This window comes from Hymenobacter sp. HSC-4F20 (assembly GCF_019599275.1).
In the GTDB taxonomy this organism is placed as follows: domain Bacteria; phylum Bacteroidota; class Bacteroidia; order Cytophagales; family Hymenobacteraceae; genus Hymenobacter.
This window is the reverse complement of record NZ_JAHZTD010000001.1, coordinates 1,244,194-1,262,425: the sequence shown is the minus strand read 5'-3', so window position 1 is coordinate 1,262,425 and position 18,232 is coordinate 1,244,194. Positions and strand designations below refer to the sequence as shown.

General features: G+C 59.2%; 15 protein-coding genes. 12 read left to right on the top strand and 3 right to left on the bottom strand.

Annotation, left to right across the window (positions count from 1 at the left end; all coding sequences use genetic code 11):
* The first annotated feature begins 51 nt into the window (after positions 1-51).
* The 5 genes from K3G63_RS05545 (at position 52) to K3G63_RS05525 (ending at position 6,414) form a co-directional block, all read left to right on the top strand.
* Entirely contained in the window at positions 52-258 is a 207-nt protein-coding gene (locus K3G63_RS05545; protein WP_220613073.1) for a hypothetical protein, read from the top strand.
* 176 nt (positions 259-434) lie between these two features.
* Positions 435-3,185, top strand: coding sequence for a sensor histidine kinase (locus tag K3G63_RS05540; protein WP_220613072.1), 2,751 nt, complete (start codon positions 435-437; stop codon positions 3,183-3,185).
* Positions 3,186-3,284: 99 nt separating this feature from the next.
* Positions 3,285-3,662 (top strand): response regulator transcription factor, encoded by a 378-nt coding sequence (locus tag K3G63_RS05535; RefSeq protein ID WP_220613071.1) that lies wholly within the window; start codon positions 3,285-3,287, stop codon positions 3,660-3,662.
* 38 nt (positions 3,663-3,700) lie between these two features.
* Positions 3,701-5,644, top strand: a complete 1,944-nt coding sequence (gene acs, locus K3G63_RS05530; RefSeq protein WP_310794572.1) for an acetate--CoA ligase — start codon at positions 3,701-3,703, stop codon at positions 5,642-5,644.
* Positions 5,645-5,856: 212 nt separating this feature from the next.
* Positions 5,857-6,414, top strand: coding sequence for a DUF1003 domain-containing protein (locus tag K3G63_RS05525; RefSeq protein ID WP_220613069.1), 558 nt, complete (start codon positions 5,857-5,859; stop codon positions 6,412-6,414).
* A 167-nt stretch (positions 6,415-6,581) separates the two neighbouring features.
* Here the strand turns inward: K3G63_RS05525 and fahA are convergent, their stop codons facing one another.
* Positions 6,582-7,865: a fumarylacetoacetase gene (fahA, locus tag K3G63_RS05520; protein ID WP_220613068.1), complete on the bottom strand. Its 1,284-nt coding sequence runs from the start codon at positions 7,863-7,865 to the stop codon at positions 6,582-6,584.
* A gap of 252 nt (positions 7,866-8,117) precedes the next feature.
* Here fahA and K3G63_RS05515 point away from each other — a divergent pair, with 252 nt between their 5' ends.
* The 4 genes from K3G63_RS05515 to K3G63_RS05500 all read left to right on the top strand — a co-directional run bounded on the left by K3G63_RS05515 (position 8,118) and on the right by K3G63_RS05500 (position 11,112).
* Positions 8,118-8,684 carry a hypothetical protein gene (locus tag K3G63_RS05515; RefSeq protein WP_220613067.1) on the top strand — a complete coding sequence of 189 codons (567 nt, stop codon included), beginning with the start codon at positions 8,118-8,120 and terminating at the stop codon, positions 8,682-8,684.
* A gap of 165 nt (positions 8,685-8,849) precedes the next feature.
* Positions 8,850-9,949 (top strand): IS3 family transposase gene (locus K3G63_RS05510; protein ID WP_220613066.1). Its coding sequence is split into 2 segments (ribosomal slippage): positions 8,850-9,102 and positions 9,102-9,949, totalling 1,101 coding nucleotides; the frame shifts between segments, so codons are not numbered across the junction.
* A 63-nt stretch (positions 9,950-10,012) separates the two neighbouring features.
* Positions 10,013-10,390, top strand: a complete 378-nt coding sequence (locus K3G63_RS05505; protein ID WP_220613065.1) for a hypothetical protein — start codon at positions 10,013-10,015, stop codon at positions 10,388-10,390.
* Between the two features lie 368 nt (positions 10,391-10,758).
* The gene (locus K3G63_RS05500) at positions 10,759-11,112 is read left to right on the top strand and encodes a nuclear transport factor 2 family protein (protein ID WP_220613064.1); all 354 of its coding nucleotides are present in this window, start codon (positions 10,759-10,761) and stop codon (positions 11,110-11,112) included.
* Positions 11,113-11,246: 134 nt separating this feature from the next.
* Here the strand turns inward: K3G63_RS05500 and K3G63_RS05495 are convergent, their stop codons facing one another.
* Positions 11,247-11,582 carry a NifU family protein gene (locus K3G63_RS05495; RefSeq protein ID WP_220613063.1) on the bottom strand — a complete coding sequence of 112 codons (336 nt, stop codon included), beginning with the start codon at positions 11,580-11,582 and terminating at the stop codon, positions 11,247-11,249.
* Positions 11,583-11,795: 213 nt separating this feature from the next.
* Positions 11,796-12,899, bottom strand: coding sequence for an Mrp/NBP35 family ATP-binding protein (locus K3G63_RS05490; protein WP_220613062.1), 1,104 nt, complete (start codon positions 12,897-12,899; stop codon positions 11,796-11,798).
* Positions 12,900-13,087: 188 nt separating this feature from the next.
* Between K3G63_RS05490 and K3G63_RS05485 the strand changes: the two genes are divergently transcribed.
* From K3G63_RS05485 to K3G63_RS05475, 3 genes are all read left to right on the top strand, one after another.
* Positions 13,088-14,353 (top strand): hypothetical protein, encoded by a 1,266-nt coding sequence (locus tag K3G63_RS05485; RefSeq protein ID WP_220613061.1) that lies wholly within the window; start codon positions 13,088-13,090, stop codon positions 14,351-14,353.
* A gap of 441 nt (positions 14,354-14,794) precedes the next feature.
* Positions 14,795-16,873, top strand: coding sequence for a DNA primase (gene dnaG, locus K3G63_RS05480; protein WP_220613060.1), 2,079 nt, complete (start codon positions 14,795-14,797; stop codon positions 16,871-16,873).
* A 140-nt stretch (positions 16,874-17,013) separates the two neighbouring features.
* Complete coding sequence (locus K3G63_RS05475; RefSeq protein WP_220613059.1) at positions 17,014-18,096, top strand: TrkA family potassium uptake protein; 1,083 nt, start codon at positions 17,014-17,016, stop codon at positions 18,094-18,096.
* Positions 18,097-18,232: the final 136 nt, after the last annotated feature.

Below are 18,232 nucleotides of genomic sequence, written 5' to 3'. Positions count from 1 at the left end.
AAGTCGTTGAAACATAGAGAATCAGTTTAGGCTACCCAAATTCCCGTGCCCATGCCGTCACAAGAACGCCCGGAGCAGCGCCCCGAACAGCGGCTATTATTCGTGGCCGTGCTTTTTGCCGTGCTGCTCAACTTTCCCTTCCTGGCCGTCTTCGACCATGATGGAAGGGTAGGGGGCATTCCGGTGCTCTACCTCTATGTGCTGCTTGCCTGGGGGCTGCTGGTGCTGCTCACTGGTTGGCTGGTGAAGGTGAAATAGAGAGGTAGTAAAAAGGTCAGTTTAAGGCGCGGAATACGCTGTTCACGCTACTCTGTATCTGAACACCCCCTCCCGCTGCTCACCCGACCTTACCTGGTTGTTAGCCAGGGCCTCGCTACCCACTCGCACCCGTAAAGCAGGAAACTCACCCTCTCACCACCTTACCGCCTCACCCCTTGAACACCCTGCTCGTCATTGGCTTCTCCTTCGGCTACCTCGCGTTGCTGTTCGCCGTGGCCTACGCGGCAGAGCGCCGCTCGGCGGCGCGGCGAAGCCTGGTGAGCAACCCCTACGTGTACGCCCTGAGCATGGCCGTGTACTGCACCGCCTGGACGTACTACGGCTCGGTGGGGCGGGCCGCGCACTTTGGGTTGGAATTCGTAGGGATTTACCTGGGCCCCACGCTGATGGCCCCGGCCGCCTGGCTGGTGCTGCGCAAAATCATTCGCATCTGCCGGCTGCAGCGCCTCACTTCTATTGCCGATTTTATATCGGCTCGCTACGGGAAAAGCGCCTGGCTTGGTGCCCTGGTAACGGTGGTGTGCGTGCTGGGGGTAGTGCCCTACATTTCACTGCAAATCAAAGCCATTGCCGCCTCCTTCGACATTCTGACCGGGGGCGGGGAAACCTTGCTGGCCCACGGCGGGGTAGCCGTGTCGTCGGCTTTCGTGACGACCGTGGCGCTGGCCTTCTTTACCATTATTTTCGGGGTGCGCTCCATTGAAGCCACCGAGCGGCACGAGGGCATGGTGCTAGCCGTGGCCCTGGAAAGCTTGGTGAAGCTGGTGGCGTTTCTGGCGGCCGGTCTGTTCGTAACCTATGGCCTGTTCAATGGCTTTGCCGACGTGTTTGAGCGCGCCGCCCGGGTGCCGGACCTGAGCCGCCTGTTTACCCTGCAGGGGGCAGGTACGGCCCCGGGCGAGTGGCTAACGCTGCTGCTGCTGAGTATGGCTGCCATTCTGCTCTTGCCCCGCCAGTTTCAGGTGGCGGTGGTTGAGAACGTAAACGAGGACCACCTGCGCAAAGCCATGTGGCTGTTCCCGCTCTATCTTATCATCATCAACCTGTTCGTGCTACCCCTGGCTTTCGGCGGAAGGCTCCTGGATGGCGACGGCCGTTTCGACGCCGATACGTTTGTGCTGGCCCTGCCTTTGCAAGCCGGTCGGCCCTGGTTGGCTCTACTCATTTATCTGGGTGGGCTTTCGGCGGCCTCCTCCATGATTATCGTGGAAACCATAGCCCTGAGCGTGATGATGAGCAACCACCTGCTCATGCCCTTGCTGGTGCGGGTGCCAGCCGCCCGGGGCGAGGGTCCCAACTGGTTTGCTTACCTGGGGCAGGTAGCCCTGCACAGCCGCCGCCTGGCCGTGGTGCTGGTGCTGCTGCTGGCCTATGGTTACTACGCCGAGGTAGGCCACCTGCTGCCGCTGGTTAATATTGGGCTGGTGTCGTTTGCGGCGGTAGCGCAGTTTGTGCCGGTGGTGCTGGGCGGCCTCTACTGGAAGGGCGGCACCCGGCGCGGGGCCACGGCGGGCATGCTGGCGGGCTTCGTCGTGTGGTTTTTTACCTTGGTGCTTCCTACTATGGTAGGGCCCGAGTTGCTGCCCAGTTCCGTCCTGACGGAGGGCTTGTTTGGGCTACCGGGCTTGCGGCCGTTTGCGCTGTTTGGGCTGGAAGGCCTCGATTACCTCTCGCACGGGCTGTTCTGGAGCTGGTTTTTCAACGTGGGCCTTTACGTGGGCGTGTCGTTGCTGCGGGCACCCTCGGCCCTGGAGCAGCACCAGGCTTATGTGTTTGTGGATGTGTTTCGCCACGGCACGGGCTTCGAAGGGCCAGCCGGCTGGCAGGGCGGCGCGCCCCTGCCCGACGTGCGGGCCCTGCTGACTGGCTTTCTGGGCCGGAAGCGTGCCACCCAGGCCCTGCACGCCTTCCACGAGCGTTTCCCCGATGCCCACGTCACGGACGAAGTGGTTCCGCCCCAGGCCGATCCGCGCCTGCTGGCCTACGCCGAAAAGCTGCTGGCGGGCTCCATCGGTCCGGCCTCGGCCCGGTTACTGTTGCGCTCCTCGGTAGGGGTAGAGGACATCAGCTTTGATAACGTGGTAGGCATTCTCAAGGAAAGCCAGCAGTTGCTGGAAGCCAACCGCCAGCTCCAGAAGCAGCAGCGCCAGCTGCAGCGCCTCACCCACCAGTTGCAGGCCGCCTACAACCAGCTCCAGGAGCTTGACCAGCACAAGGACGAGTTCCTCTACACCGTCACGCACGAGCTGCGCACGCCCCTGACCAGCATCCGCGCCCTTTCCGAAATCCTCTCCGATAACCCCGATCTGGAGGAAGAGGAGCGCCACCGCTTTCTGCTTACCATCACCAAGGAATCCGAACGGCTAAGCCGCCTGATTACGCTGGTGCTGGACCTGGAAAAGTACGAATCGGGCAAGGCAACCCTTGATAAGGAGCCCGTGGACGTGGCCGACGTCATCACCGACGCCCTCGACGCCGTGGGCCAGCTCCTGCGCGACAAGCAGATTCACCTCGACCTGGCCGTGCCGCCCGGTTTGCTACCCCTGGCCGGCGACCGGGACCGGCTGATGCAAGTGCTGGTGAACCTGCTCTCCAACGCCGTGAAATCGTGCCGTCCCGATGGCTCCGGCCGCATTGCGGTACTGGTGGAAGCTGCGGCCAACGTACTGCGCATCACGGTGCAGGACAACGGCAAGGGCATCGACCCGGAGTTTCACCAGCTCATTTTCGACAAGTTTTTTCAGGCCCGCAACCAAACCATGCGCAAGCCCGAGGGCTCCGGCCTCGGCCTGGCCATTACCAAGAAAATCGTGGAGCTGCACGCCGGCCGCATCTGGGTTGAGAGTGCGCCCGAGCAAGGTGCCCGCTTTTCGTTTGAGCTACCTGTTTCTTCACTTAATAATTAAAAATTAGTAATGAGTAGTTATGCCTAATAACCGTCATTTTGCATGATTAACAACTGGTAATCACAATTATACACTGCTAATTCTTAATTACTAATTAACATGACCCCTCCTCATATTCTCCTGGTCGATGACGAGCCCAACATTGTTATGTCGCTCGAATTTCTGATGCGCAAAAGCGGCTATCAGGTCAGCATTGCCCGCAACGGCACTGAAGCTCTGGATGCCGTGGACCGCACCGCTTTCGACGTGGTGCTGCTCGACGTGATGATGCCCGACGTGGACGGCTACCAGGTGTGCCGCCACCTGCGCCAGCGGCCCGATCGGGGCGGCACCCGCGTCATTTTTCTGTCGGCCAAAAGCAAGGAGGCCGACATCCAGAAGGGTTACGAAGTGGGGGCTGATATGTACATTCCGAAGCCCTTCAGCACCCGCCAGCTCATGGATAAAGTAAAAGAACTGTTAGCTACCCCCGCCTAAGCCCTGAACCGCCGGGACTTGTTGCCTTCTCAACCGCAATTTCATCAACTCTAACTGTCTCTCCACCCATGCCAGAACATGCCCGCATCCGCTCCCTGGAAGAATACCACGAAGCCTACCACCTGAGTATCTATCACCCCGAAGAGTTCTGGGCCTCAGTGGCCGAGCCGTTCACCTGGCGCCGCAAGTGGGACAAGGTGCTCAGCTCCGACATGGCCGCCGGCCGCAACGAGTGGTTTCAGGGCGCCCGCCTCAACATCACGGAAAACTGCCTCGACCGGCACCTAGCTACCCGCGGCAACAAGCTGGCCATCATCTTCGAGCCCAACGACCCGCACACCCGCCACCTGCGCCTGACCTACCGCGAGTTGCACCAAGAGGTCTGCAAATTTGCCAATGTACTGCACAACAACGGGGTAGAGAAAGGCGACCGGGTGTGCATCTACATGCCCATGATTCCGCAGCTGGCCATTGCCGTGCTGGCCTGCGCCCGTATCGGGGCGGTGCACTCGGTCATCTTTGCCGGCTTCTCGGCCACAGCCATTGCCGACCGCGTGAACGACGCCCAGGCCAGCGTGGTGCTGACTTCGGATGGCCTAAACCGCGGTGCCAAGCAAATTCCGGTGAAGCGCGTGGTGGACGAGGCCCTGGATAGCTGCCCCTCGGTGCGCCGCGTGATTGTAACGGAGCACCTGGGCTGGCCCGTGCACATGCAAGAAGGCCGCGACGTATGGTACCACGAGGAAGCCGAGGGGGTAGCCAAAACCTGCCCCGCCGAGGAAATGGACGCCGAAGATCCGCTGTTCATCCTCTACACCTCGGGCAGTACGGGTAAGCCCAAGGGGGTAGTGCACACCACGGCCGGCTACATGGTGTGGGCCGATTACACTTTCCGCAACGTGTTTCAGATTGAGGAAAACGACGTGTACTGGTGCACCGCCGATATTGGCTGGGTGACCGGCCATACCTACCTGCTCTACGGGCCGCTACTGGCTGGTAGCACCTCCCTCATGTTCGAGGGCGTGCCGACCTACCCCAGCCCCGGTCGCTTCTGGGAGGTAATCGACAAGCACTCGGTTACTATTTTCTACACCGCGCCCACCGCCATCCGGAGCCTGATGGCAGCTCCGCTCGACCACGTCCTGAGCTACTCGCTGGATTCGTTGCGGGTGCTGGGCTCGGTAGGGGAGCCGATTAACGAGGAAGCCTGGCACTGGTACCACACCCACGTAGGCAAGGAGCGCTGCCCGGTGGTGGATACCTGGTGGCAAACCGAAACCGGCGGCATCATGATTTCGGCCCTGGCCGGCATTACGCCCTCGGTGCCAGCCCGCGCCGGCCTACCCCTACCCGGTGTGCTGCCCGTGCTGCTCAACCAGGATGGCTCCGAAATTGAAGGCAACGACCAGGAAGGCTACCTCGCCATTAAGCAGGCCTGGCCCGGCATTATCCGCACTACCTACGGCGACCATGAGCGGGCCCAACAAACCTACTTTGCCCCGTACCCCGGCTACTACTTCACCGGCGACGGTGCCCGCCGCGACGAAAACGGCCTCTACCGCATCATCGGCCGCGTGGATGACGTGATTAACGTATCGGGCCACCGCTTCGGCACCGCCGAAATTGAAAACGCCATCAACCAGAACTCCCACGTGGTGGAGTCGGCGGTAGTAGGCTACCCCCACGACGTGAAGGGACAGGGCATCTACGCCTACGTTATCTGCCCCGAGGGCGTGCCCGAGGCCGAGGTGGAGCGCCAGCGCATTGAGGCCAGCATTATAGAAACCATTGTGGCGGAAATCGGCAAAATCGCCAAGCCCGACAAGATTCAGATTGTCTCGGGCCTGCCGAAAACCCGCTCCGGCAAAATCATGCGCCGCATCCTGCGCAAAGTAGCCGAGGGTGACACCACCAACCTCGGCGACACCACTACCTTGCTCGACCCCCTGGTAGTGGACGAAATAATCAGCGGCCGGAAGTAGACTTCTCTTCTCTTTGCTTACAGCGCCGGCCTGTACAGGCCGGCGTTTCGCATTGTAACGCTCTGCCTTCTCGCTAAAAGGAGCTGTTTGTTCGAGCGGAAAAAAAGAGTGAATTTGAAATTAAATGAGCTGATAGATAATGACTTATATTTTATAGTTGAGATTTTTTGCAAGCTGCTTCCGTATGCAGAGTTACCTAGTAGTACTGCAGTATGAAATCAGAAAATGCACAAGCAGCTGCACCTCCGGCCGGTAAGCCTAGTATGGCGCGGGTGGTGGAGCGCAATATTGAGGCGCTGCTAAAACGGCAGCAGGAAGAGGACCAGCAGAAATGCTGGCAAGACCGCCTGGCCGATGCCGTTACGGCCTTTACGGGCAGCATTACCTTCGTTTTTATTCACCTGGTATTGTTCGGCCTCTGGATCTTTTGGAACCTGGGCTGGCTGGGCCTCAAACCCTTCGACCCCTCATTTGTGGTGCTGGCTATGTTCGCATCGGTAGAGGCCATTTTCCTGTCCACTTTCGTGCTGATCAGTCAAAACCGCACGGCAGCGCTGGCCGAAAAGCGGGCGGAGCTGAACCTGCAGGTAAGCCTGCTGGGGGAGCACGAAATCACGCGGCTAGTGATTCTGGTAACCGAAATGGCCCGCAAGATGAACATTGAGGCCGCTAATGACCCTGAAATACCTGAGTTGGCAAAGGACGTGCAGCCCGAGCACGTTCTGGAAACCATTGAGAAGAAGCAGGAGCAGATGGAGCAAACGAAATAAGCTACTCGCATCACCCGCACGGTAGCCTGACCCAGGCGGCCGCTCTTACCTACAGCAGACATGCTCGGATACTATAGAAACGCCCGCCCTGCGTAATAGGGCGGGCGTTTCGGTATAGGTTAAAAACTCTTCTTTCGTCTACTGGCCCTGCACCCCCGTAAGGGCTCTTACAGCTGCGGAGCAGGTAGGACTTTGCCGGTTACTTCGCCAAACCCGATGCGCAGGCCGTCCCGCTCGCAGTAGCCGCGCATGGTCACGGTGTCGCCGTCGAGCAGAAACTTGCGCTCCGAGCCATCAGCCAGGGGCACGGGGCGGGTGCCGCGCCAGGCCAGTTCCAGCATGGACCCGAGCGAGTCGGGGGTAGGGCCCGAGATGGTACCCGAGGCATACAGGTCGCCGACCTGCATATTGCAGCCGTTGGAGGCGTGGTGGGCTAGCTGCTGGGCCATGCTCCAGTACATGAGGCCAAAGTTGGAGCGCGACACGGTGGTTTCGGGGCCGGCTTCGGGCTGAATGGCTACCTCCAGGTTGATGTCGAAGTTGTGCTGGTCGAGTTGGCGGAGGTAGAGCAGGGGCTCGGGCTCCTGCACGGGGCCCGCTACGCGGAAGGGCTCCAGGGCATCCAGCGTAACTACCCACGGCGACACGCTGCTACCGAAGCTTTTGCCCAGGAAGGGCCCCAGCGGCACATACTCCCAGCTCTGAATGTCGCGGGCGCTCCAATCGTTGAACAACACCAGCCCGAAAATGTAGTCCTCGGCGTTTTGCACCGGCACTGTGTCGCCAAGTTGAGTACTGCGGCCTACCACGAAAGCCATTTCCAGCTCAAAATCCAGCTGCTGCGACGGGCCGAAGGTAGGAGCTGCGGCATCAGGGGCCTTGCGCTGCCCGTTGGGCCGTCGGATGTCGGTGCCGCTCACTACAATGGAGGAGGCCCGGCCGTGGTAACCAATGGGAATGTGGCGCCAGTTGGGCAGCAGGGCGTTGGCCGGGTCGCGGAACATCATGCCCACATTGGTGGCGTGCTCAATGCTGCTGTAGAAATCGGTGTAGTTGTGGGGCTTCACGGGGCGCAGCATCCGCACCTCGCTCTGGCGCACGAGGCAGGCGCGCATTACCTCGTCGGAGCGCAGGGCGTCATTGTCGTGGCGCAGCAGCTCCGAGACGCGCTGGCGCACCGCTCGCCACACCGGCCGGCCCAGGGCAATAAACTGGTTGAGCGAGCGGCGCCGGAAAATCTTCGGCATCTTCGGCCCCAGCTCCAGGTCCTGGAAAAAGCCGAACTGCGACACGGCGTACAAATCCAGCACGTACTCGCCAATGGCTACGCCCAGGCGCGGCCCGCGCTCCTCGGTTTCAAACACCCCAAAGGGCAGGTTCTGAATGGGAAAGTCGCTGCCGGGGGCAATATCAATCCAGGAATGCAGGCTCGGGTCGTTGGGGTTGGCCATAGAAGGTAGGGTAGTGGATGGTCCGGCAAAGGTAGCGGGGTAGGGGGAATGAGGCCCCACGCCCGGGCTCATCCGAAAATTCCGCAAAGCTGCTACCTTGAGCCGCTGCTCCTATTTCGGCTTACCGCCACAGGCGCGCGGGTAGCAGCCTCAGTAATTCATCTGCCGCTGGTTGGGTTGACGATACTAACGATGCGTTAAGTTTCGTCAAGATAAATGTTGCCTATAACTCTACTATAACGAACTGAGATAATGAAATTTATCAAGCGACTATTGCTGGCAATTCTAGTTCTGGTGGCTATTGGGTTGTTGTTTCGCGGGTGGTTATACAGGCATTTGGTGACGTATAGATCTATTGGTCAAAGAACAAACTATTCAGTGGTAGACGACAAGCTTGTTGAATACATAAACGAAAATACTCATAAGACTATCGATAATAATATTGAGCAAGTTGTTAAAACAGGTCTTTCCATAACCTCGAAGCAGTTAAACTTTACTGCAGCCAAAAACGACGTAGATCCAAACAAACTCATAACGTCCAAGTCAGCACATTGCGTTGGGTATGCTGCATTCTTCGCTGCAACTTGTAATCATATGTTAAGCAAGTATAATCTTGCAGACACATGGACGGCGAAGCCCCAAGTAGGACAGCTTTACTTTCTTGGTACTAACATTCACAAGTATGTAAATACGGCCTTTCTTAAGGACCACGACTTTGTGATAATTGAGAATAAAAAGACTGGAGAGGTTTATGCAGTTGACCCTACACTAGATGATTACCTAAGCATTGATTTTGTGACCTATAGAAATGGTCAGTAAGGAAGAATAGTAAGCAGTAGGGAGTATCGATTTTTCTTGTCTATATATTTATAACAATAGTTGATAATTCGTTTTTGTTTAGGCGCATTGTAAGCTTCCCCGTGCGGTAGGCCAGTGAAAAGTAGAGGAAGGGGATATCTTTTCTCTTTCTTTCCCTACTGCCCCATGAAAAAGAGCCGCTTTAGCGAAGCCCAAATCATCGGCATCCTGCGCCAGCAAGGCCAGGGCCAGACGGTGACCCAGATCTGCCGCGAACACGGCATCAGTGAGCCCACGTTCTACCAGTGGAAAAGTAAGTACGGTGGCCTGGAAGTCACCGAACTACAGCGCCTCAAACACCTGGAAGAAGAAAACCGCCGCCTCAAGCAGCTGGTGGCGGACCTGAGCCTGGAAAACCAAGTAGTCAAGGAGGTACTGCGAAAAAAGTAGTAGCCCCAGCCCAGCGGCGGGCCGTGGCCCAGCACGCGGTAGCCCAGGGGCTAAGCCGACGCCGGGCCTGCACCCTGGTAGGTCTGGCGCGTGCGAGCTACGCCACGCCGTCCGGTCGGGGCGACCAGAGCGCCCGGCAAACGGCCGATGCGGTGGTCGTAGACGCGTTGCTGGCACTGGTCAACCGCCATTTGGGCTGGGGCTTCTGGAAGTACTACCACCGCCTGCGCAAAGACGGGCTGCTGGTCAACCACAAGCGGTTGTGGCGCCTTTACCAGGCCCAGCGCCTGCAACTGAGCCAGCGGCGGAAAAAGCGCCGCTTGCCCAAGCGGGTCAAGCAGCCGCTGCAACTGCCCGAGGGGCCGAACCAGTGCTGGTCGATGGATTTCATGAGCGACGCCTTAACCGACGGGCGACGTTTCCGCACGCTGAACGTGGTCGAAGATTGGAACCGCGAGGTGCTCGGCATCGAGGTAGACTTCTCCCTGCCCGCCGCCCGCGTCGTGCGCCTGCTCGTCCAGTTGGTCGAGCGCCACGGCCCGCCCGAGCGGCTACGCGTGGACAACGGCCCGGAATTCATCAGCCAGGCCTTACAGGATTGGTGCCGCAGCCAAGGCATCACCCTGCACTGGATTCAGCCGGCTAGCCCTACCCAGAACGCCTATGTTGAGCGCTTCAACGGCTCGTTCCGCCGCGAACTGCTCAACGGCTATCTCTTTGCTACTTTGCAGCGGGTGCGTGAACACTGCCGCTTGTGGCAGTACGATTACAACCACCTGCGCCCCCACCAGGCACTGCATTTTATGACCCCAACCGAGTTCCGTCAAGCCGCCTGACCTCTACTTTTTCGCTGGACTACTTGCTGGGGAAACTTACTTCTAAATCCTACCCTCTCTACAATGAGCACAACCTTGTCTCGGAAATTACTTTTGAAATACGTGCTCATCGCGGAAGCACTTTTGTATTTGACCGCTGAAGTTTTTGATAAATTTGATACAGCAAGGCCATTTATAGAACACATGAATGCCTGGCTTTTGGGCCCTGGGTTTCTAGGAACTATGTTTCTTTTGCTTTATCACGATCATGAAAATGCTATGATTTTTAAGAGATTATCAATGTTTTTTATGATTATTTCTGCGTTTGTATACGCACTTCTGCTCTACCCAGTATTGAAATTTGGATTTACAGAAACAACGCCTCTTAATATACCATTTATTATAATTCTGAATATTAATTTGATACTTAATATAGTAGTTGTATTTCAGTATAAAAAATAATTAAAATATATAAATTTAATAATAATTTTTATGTCTTGGAAGTTAATTACTGAACACTTGCCTAATCTACCATGGGTGTTGGCAGGCCCTATCGTTCGCCGGGTCGAAAAAAATAGTGTTTATGTGTGGGTAGCCCTTAAAGAAGGTCGTAATGCATCTACAGACTTACTTACCCTGACATTGTACAATGATGCTGATGAGTAATAACGGCTGTTCCTAGCACTTTATAACCCCAACCGAATTCCGTCAAGCCACCTGACCTCTACTTTTCGCTGGACTACTTGCTGGGGAAGCTTACAGCATAATGCTGCTTGTTTAAATAAAATAGTAGTACACAACTAACTTGAATACTAGATAAAAGAAGCCACATGACTGAGAGCAACAAAGCCGTTTTAGAAAAGGCAAACGCCGCCGTCACTGCGGGTGACAACGAGGGTTTCCTGTCTCATTGTACTGAGGATACCAAATGGGTATTTGTAGGCGAGAGAGTACTACAAGGCAAAGAAGCTGTTCGGCAATGGATGAAAACGGCGTATGCAGAGCCGCCCAAGTTCATGGTTGAAAACCTGATTGCTGAGGGTGATTTTGTTACCGCAATCGGCAAAATCAATCTAAAGGATGAAGCAGGAGAGGAGGCTAGCTATGCATACTGCGACGTATGGCGCTTCCAAGATGGCAAAATGGCCGAGTTGCAAGCTTTCGTCATTAAAACCAAAGAATAGAGCCTCTTACGGCTTAGCCAGAGCTTACAGAATATGAGCCGTTGTTACCACTGCCAAGCATTTTAACTCTAGCTACTAGAAAGGCCGGCTTCTCAGAAGAGAAGCCGGCCTTTTGACTTATTGGAACTCGGAAATTAAAACTGCGGAGTTGGCACCGGGTTAGGCTGCACGGGGCGGCCGGTTTGGCCGGCGGGCTGCTCGTCCATGGGGGTGGAGTTGATGGCCTGCACGGCCCGGATTTCCGGCACGGCCTTCTTTACTGATTCTTCTACCCCGGCTTTCAGGGTCATCGGCGACATGGGGCAGGTGCCGCAGGCGCCCAGGAGCTCCAGCTGGAGCACCATGTCCTCGGTGATATCCAACACGCGCACGTTGCCTCCGTCGGCGGCGAGGTAGGGCCGGATGGTGTCCAGGGCCTGCTCGATGCGAGGGAGAAGCGGGTGGTGTTCTACGGCGGCGGAATGCGTCATGGAGCTGGTGTTGGGCTGCTAATCCGGTCGGGAAACACGCGAATAGCAGCGGAGTAGTATGCCAAAGGTAACGCTTTTGGGGCGTATGAGGGCAACACGTGGTTTGCTGGTAAAGTTGCCTGATGCTAGGGTCGAGCTTACGCCAGCCCCCAGGCAAAGTTGCTGGCCACTGGTAGTTCTGCCATAAGCCGAGCCCCCAGCGGCCAGTTGCCGCTACGACTGCATCTGCACCACGTTGGTGCGGGGCGCTACGGCGTTACGGATGGATACCTGGCGGGCCAGGTCCTCGGCCAGCTGCTCGAACACGGCCGCGGCCGGGGAGCCGTCCTGCAGGATGGCGGGCGTGCCCTGGTCGCCGTTTTCGCGGATGCTCTGCACCAGCGGGATATGGCCCAGCAGGGCTACCCCGTGCTTGTCGGCCAGCTGTTGCCCGCCGCCTTCGCCAAAGATGAAATACTTGTTTTCGGGCAGCTCGGCGGGGGTAAACCAGGCCATGTTCTCCACGATGCCCAGCACCGGCACGTTGATCTGGGGTAGGCGGAACATCTGCAGGCCCTTCTCGGCGTCGGCCAGGGCTACTTTCTGCGGGGTAGTCACGATGAGGGAGCCGGTGACGGGCACGGTCTGCACCATCGTGAGGTGAATGTCGGAGGTGCCGGGGGGCATGTCCAGGAGCAGGTAATCCAGCTCGCCCCACTCCACTTCCGTGATGAACTGCTTCAGGGCCGAGGAAGCCATGGGGCCACGCCACACAATGGCCGACTCGGCCGGAGCCAGGAAGCCGATGCTCATCAGCTTCACGCCGTGGGCCTCTACCGGTTGAATCAGGTTGCGGCCCTGCTCGTTCTGGTACACGTGGGGGCGGGCATCTTCCACCCCGAACATCAGGGGCATGGAGGGGCCCGAAATATCGGCATCCACCAGGCCTACTCTGGCGCCGGTTTTAGCCAGGGCAATGGCCAGGTTGGCCGTCACGGTGCTCTTGCCCACGCCCCCCTTGCCCGAGGCAATGGCAATGATGTTTTTCACGCCGGGCAGCACATCCTGGTTCTGGCGCATGGTAGTCACGCGCGAGGTCATCACAATCACCACCTCAGCCTCCGCGTCCACCATTGTGTGGATGGCCCGCTCGCAGGCGTCGTGAATAAGCTGTTTCAGGGGGCAGGCGGGGGTAGTGAGCACCACCGTGAACGAAACGCGGCGGCCCTCAATGGCCACGTCCTCAATCATGTTGAGGGTTACGAGGTCCTTGCCCAGGTCGGGCTCCTCCACGTAGCTCAGGGCCTTCAGGACGGCTTCTTTGGTTATGGTTGCCATTATAGTCAGGGGAAGAAAGTGCGAATGCAAAGCGCAAAGATAACCCGGAAACCGGGGCAGAAGTTGACTGGACCCGTCCTGGCAGCCACGGGCCGGGAGCCAGGGGCCCTTTAGAAAACAAAAACAGCCGCCGCAGCGCCAGAATTCTATCTTCGGGCCAGCTTTTTTCTGTCCGCTATTTCTGTTGCATGATTTCTTTCTGCTACCCCGCGCTCCGGCGCCGCTACTATCCGAAAGCCCTTGGGCTGGCGCTGCTGCTGGCCGGAAGCCTGGCCGCCCGCGCCCAGGCTCCCACCGATACCACCTTCGCGCGCTTGCTGCGCAGCAACCAGCTTACACTCACCGCCGAAGGAGCCCGCTACAGTGGCCCGGGCTGGGATAAGCTACGGGCCGACGTGCAGAAAAGCACCATGGTGCTGGTGGGCGAAGACCACGGCATGGCCCAGATTCCGCCCTTCACCCAGGCCCTGGCCCAGGTGCTCCGGCCCAAAGTATACGTGGCGGAAATTGACCGGTACCAGGCCCAGGACCTGACCCGGCTGACGGCCCAGTCCGGCCTGCCTACCGCCTTCAGCCGGCAGTACCCCATGGCTTTGTCGTTTTACAGCTGGGCCGAGGAGTTTGAACTGGCCCGTAGCCTACGCGCCCAGGGTGCGGCGCTGGTGGGTATTGAGCAAGCCGGGTTTGCTTCCACGGGCCGCCTGCTGGCGCTCATGGCCGACCAGGTGAAAAGCAGGACTACCCGCGACTACCTCCGCCGGCAGGCCACTGCCATCCAGGCCCACGACCGGGCCGCGCTGGTGGCCGGCGACTACGGCCGCGTGAGCGTGAACACCCTGCGTACCACCCTGCTTGATAGTGTGCGCCTGCTCACCCGCGCCGAAAGCCCCCAGGTGCAGCAGGTACTGCAGGACCTGGAAGCCAGCGTGGCCATCTTCAAGACCAACGCCGCCGGCAAGCCCGGCGGCCACCAGGCGCGCATCAACCTGATGAAGCGCAACCTGCTCCGGGAGCTGGCGCCCTACCAGCGAACTGAGGAGCCGCTGCCGCCCATGCTGTTCAAGTTCGGGGCCAACCACATGGGGCGCGGCCGTAGCGTGTGGGGCGACATCTACGACGTGGGCAACCTGGCTGTAAACCTGGCCGACGCCCACGACCAGAAAACCCTGCATATTTTCATTATCGGCAAGCAGGGCACGCAGGTAGGCGGCCAGAATCCCGAAGATTTCAGCAAGAACGTAGCAGCCTATTCCAACGCCGAGGCCGCCATGCTCCGGCCCTTCATGGCAGCTACTCCCACAGGTCCCGCCTGGCAGGTATTTGATGTGCGCCCCCTGCGCCGGGCCCTGCTCCGCCAGGGGATGATGGTGGCCACGCCTCAGCTGCAGGCTACCATCCTGGGCTACGACTACGTGGTCATTATTCCGGAAACCACTGCCAGCCACAATTACTAGGCATGACAACAGCCATAGCTGATACCTAGCCTGAGTATGTCCTGCCCGATCTGGCGTCCGCGCTGCCGAAGCAGCTCTACCGTCCCCTGCTCACGGCTAAGAGGTAGCCGGCGCCATAGGAGCTTCGGCAAGCCCAGCAGGACGTTCGTTTTAATCCACTCCTGTAGCTTTCGAATCATCCTACGATCTACGAAGCAGGTCATGCTGCGCGAAGACGCGGCCGCAGTCGACGAAGCCTGTAGCCCTCTGGCTACCTCAACTCGTTCAGGGCTAGGCGCTCCGTAGGGCAGGGGATACACCTTGCCTTGCCCTACGGAGCACCCGCGCGCAGCAGCAGAGGCAGCAGAAGCTAGGCAGGCCGTGATGCTGGGGGCAGATTGGCAGCCCTGTGCTGAAGGTGGAGAAGCTTCGCGCTACTTCCTGCCTACCTTTGCGGGTAGTATGGCCCGCATTCCGAAAGAAACCGTAGATCAGATCATCCACCACGCCGATATTGTGGAGGTAGTCGGCGACTTCGTGTCGCTCAAGCGCAAGGGCCAGAATATGTGGGCCTGCTGCCCCTTCCACCACGAAAAATCGCCGAGCTTCTCGGTGGCCCCGGCCAAGGGCTTGTACAAGTGCTTTGGCTGCGGCAAGGCCGGCGGGGTAGTGCAGTTCATCATGGACATTGAGGGCACCAGCTACGTGGAGGCCCTGAAGTACCTGGCCAAAAAGTACGGCATTGACGTTGAGGAGGAAGAAAAGACTCCGGAGCAGCAGCTGGCCCAGAACGAAAAAGACTCCCAGTTCATCGTCTCGAACTGGGCCAAAGACCACTACCACAAGCTGCTGCTCAGCACCGACGAGGGCCAGGGCATCGGGTTGAGCTACCTGCGCCAGCGCGGCCTCAACCAGGCAACCATCAAAACCTTCGAGCTGGGCTACTCCCTCGACCAGTGGGACGATTTGCTGAAGTCGGCCACGGCGGCAGGCTTCGAGCAGAAATACCTGGAAAAAACCGGCCTCATCATCCGGCGCGAGGACGACCAGGGCCAGGACACGGGCCGGCGCTACGACCGGTTTCGGGGCCGCGTAATGTTCCCGATTCACAACGTGTCGGGGCGCGTGATTGGGTTTGGGGCGCGCACGCTCAAGCCCAACGACAAAACGGCCAAGTACCTCAACTCGCCGGAGTCGGAAATCTACCACAAGTCCGATGTGCTCTACGGCCTTTACCAGGGGCGGCAGGCCATCCGCTCGGAGGAGCTGTGCTACCTGGTAGAAGGCTACCTCGACGTGCTGAGTTTGCACCAGGGCGGCATCAAAAACGTGGTGGCCTCGTCGGGTACTTCCCTCACCGACGGGCAAATTCGCCTTATCAAGCGCTACACCGATAACGTGACGGTGCTCTACGACGGCGACGCGGCCGGAATTCGGGCTTCGCTGCGCGGCATTGATATGCTGCTGGAAGGCGGCCTGAACGTGCGGGTGGTGCTCTTTCCCGATGGCGACGACCCGGACTCCTACATCCGTAAAGTCGGGGACCAGCGCTTTAAAGACCACCTGGAGCAAGCCAGCCAGGACTTCATCCAGTTCAAAACCGACCTGGTAAGCCGCGAGGCCGCCCAGGACCCGGTGAAGAAGGCCGAGGCCATCCGGGAGGTGCTGCAAAGCATTGGCAAAGTGCCCGACCCCATTAAGCGCCAGGTGTTTTTGCAGCAAACCTCCCAGGCCTTCAGCATTGATGAGCAGGTACTGATTTCGGAGTACAACAAGATTGTCCGCAACGCCACGGGCAAAGCAGCCGGCGGCAGTTCGGGCAGTGGGAGTGGGGTAGGGAGCGGGGCCGCCCCCAGCGGCGGGCCATCGGCGCCGGCTACGCCGCGCCCGGCCCCGCGGCCCATGAGCCCGGAGGAGGAAGCCGAGGCCCTGATGTACGGTGCCTCGCCCGAAGACCTGATGGGCGGCGGCGGAGACCTCCTGACCATGACGAAGGAGGAGCTGGAGCCCGTGCCCGACGTGCTGGAGCAGTGCGAGCGGGAGGTGGTGCGCCTGCTGCTGCTGTACTCGCCCCAGCCCTTGGCTCCCGACGTAAGCGTGGCCCAGTACCTGTTGCAGCAGCTTGATGACACGCCCTTCAAAACCGGTATTTATGCCGATTTGCTGCACCTGTGCCAGGAGGAGCTAAACCAGGGCCGCTGGCCCGAAGTGCGCACCCTCATCCAGCACGGCCGCTCCGATATTCGCGCCTTGGTGGCGGAGCTGGCCACCGAGAAGTACGAGCTGAGCCCCAACTGGACTACCCACCAGATTTACGTGCCCCGGGAGCTGGATCTGCTGCAAACTGCCTGCGACAACGCCATTCTGCGCCTGAACAAAATCAACGTGGAGCGGGAGTTGGCCACCCGATTGGAGGCGCTGCGGCATCCGTTGGATGATGCTACCATGATGGAGCACCTGCAAACTATCCGGTTACTCAAGCAGATGGACAATCAGTTGGCCAATATGCTGGGTACCGTTATTCCGCGAGCTGCCATGTAGGGCCCGCCCGGACGGGTTGGCATCCCCAACCCCGAGAGGAAGGTGTTTTCTACACCAGACGCCAGCCCAGATTCCTCACGGCATTCGGGTTGGCAGCTGTTCTATTTGGCAGCCCCACCCTGGGTGGCGTACCTTTGGCTATGCCCGAATCCCTATCTCCACCGCTGCGCTCAAATGCCCTGCGCTACGTGCGCGACATCTGGCACCGTTTTAACCTCAGCCGGTTTGTAGGAGCGCTGGTACTCACGGCGTTCAGCTTTGCCGTGGGGGTAGTCGGCTTTATGTGGATTGAGAAATTCACGTTTGTTGATGCCTTCTACATGACCATGATAACCGTCTCGACGGTAGGCTTCGGGGAGTTGCACCCGTTGTCGCCGCCCGGGCGGCTATTCGTGTCGTTGTACATTTTCTTTAACCTCTTAATGCTGGCCTACCTGTTGTCGGTGCTCACCACCTACATCTTCGACGGGGGCCTGCGAACCATGTTTTCTATGCTGCGCAACGACCAGGCCATCCGCGGGTACGCGGGCCACGTTATCGTCTGCGGCTTTGGGCGCAATGGCCGCAAAGCCTACCACGAGCTGCGCGCCAGCGGGGCCGATGTGGTGGTGGTAGAGCAAAACGAGGCCCTGGTGAAGGAAGACACCGACGCCACGGGCGAGGCTATTCCGGCCGTTTTCGGCGACGCCACCCTCGACGAAACCCTGCGCGCTGCCGGCGTGGCCCGGGCCCGGGCCCTCATCACCGCCTTGCCCAAGGACGCCGACAACGTGTTTGTGGCCCTCACGGCCCGCGAGCTAAGCCCCGACATTACCATCATTGCGCGGGCTAGCCTCAAAAGCTCGGAACCCAAGCTGCTGCGCGCCGGCGCCGACTCGGTGGTAATGCCCGATGAGATTGGGGGCTCCCACATGGCCAACCTCATTACCCGGCCCGAGGTAATTCGGTTTCTGGACATGATTTCGGGCCTGGGGCCCAACAAGCTGCGCCTGGAAGAGCTGCGCTACGAGGAATTACGGCCGGAGTGGCGCGGGCGCAGCATCCGCGAGCTGGATATCCGTTCGCGCACCGGAGCCACCGTTATCGGCCTCAAGCACCAGGTAGGCGGCTTCACCGTTAGCCCCGCCGCCGATACTGTACCCGACCCCGGCGACGTGCTACTATTTCTGGGTACTGACGCGCAGATTATCAGCCTACTCGACCAGTTTCGGCAGGTAGGGTAGCGCCCTTTGGCTGCCTCCTGCGCCGCTCTGGCTGCTGGTCCGCCGCCGGGGCCGTGTCCCGCTGCCCAACTCGTAGCTGATGCCGTGCAGTCCGAGTGCGCCTCGTGCAGCGCGGTAGGAAGCGGTAGCTTCGCCC

Coding starts and splice junctions, on each gene's coding strand:
- K3G63_RS05525 (WP_220613069.1), top strand. CDS start 5,857: ATGAAATCAGAAAATGCACAAGCAGCTGCACCTCCGGCCGGTAAGCCT.
- K3G63_RS05500 (WP_220613064.1), top strand. CDS start 10,759: ATGACTGAGAGCAACAAAGCCGTTTTAGAAAAGGCAAACGCCGCCGTC.
- K3G63_RS05495 (WP_220613063.1), bottom strand. CDS start 11,582: ATGACGCATTCCGCCGCCGTAGAACACCACCCGCTTCTCCCTCGCATC.
- K3G63_RS05475 (WP_220613059.1), top strand. CDS start 17,014: ATGCCCGAATCCCTATCTCCACCGCTGCGCTCAAATGCCCTGCGCTAC.
- K3G63_RS05535 (WP_220613071.1), top strand. CDS start 3,285: ATGACCCCTCCTCATATTCTCCTGGTCGATGACGAGCCCAACATTGTT.
- K3G63_RS05490 (WP_220613062.1), bottom strand. CDS start 12,899: ATGGCAACCATAACCAAAGAAGCCGTCCTGAAGGCCCTGAGCTACGTG.
- dnaG (WP_220613060.1), top strand. CDS start 14,795: ATGGCCCGCATTCCGAAAGAAACCGTAGATCAGATCATCCACCACGCC.
- K3G63_RS05515 (WP_220613067.1), top strand. CDS start 8,118: ATGAAATTTATCAAGCGACTATTGCTGGCAATTCTAGTTCTGGTGGCT.
- K3G63_RS05545 (WP_220613073.1), top strand. CDS start 52: ATGCCGTCACAAGAACGCCCGGAGCAGCGCCCCGAACAGCGGCTATTA.
- fahA (WP_220613068.1), bottom strand. CDS start 7,865: ATGGCCAACCCCAACGACCCGAGCCTGCATTCCTGGATTGATATTGCC.
- K3G63_RS05505 (WP_220613065.1), top strand. CDS start 10,013: ATGAGCACAACCTTGTCTCGGAAATTACTTTTGAAATACGTGCTCATC.
- K3G63_RS05485 (WP_220613061.1), top strand. CDS start 13,088: ATGATTTCTTTCTGCTACCCCGCGCTCCGGCGCCGCTACTATCCGAAA.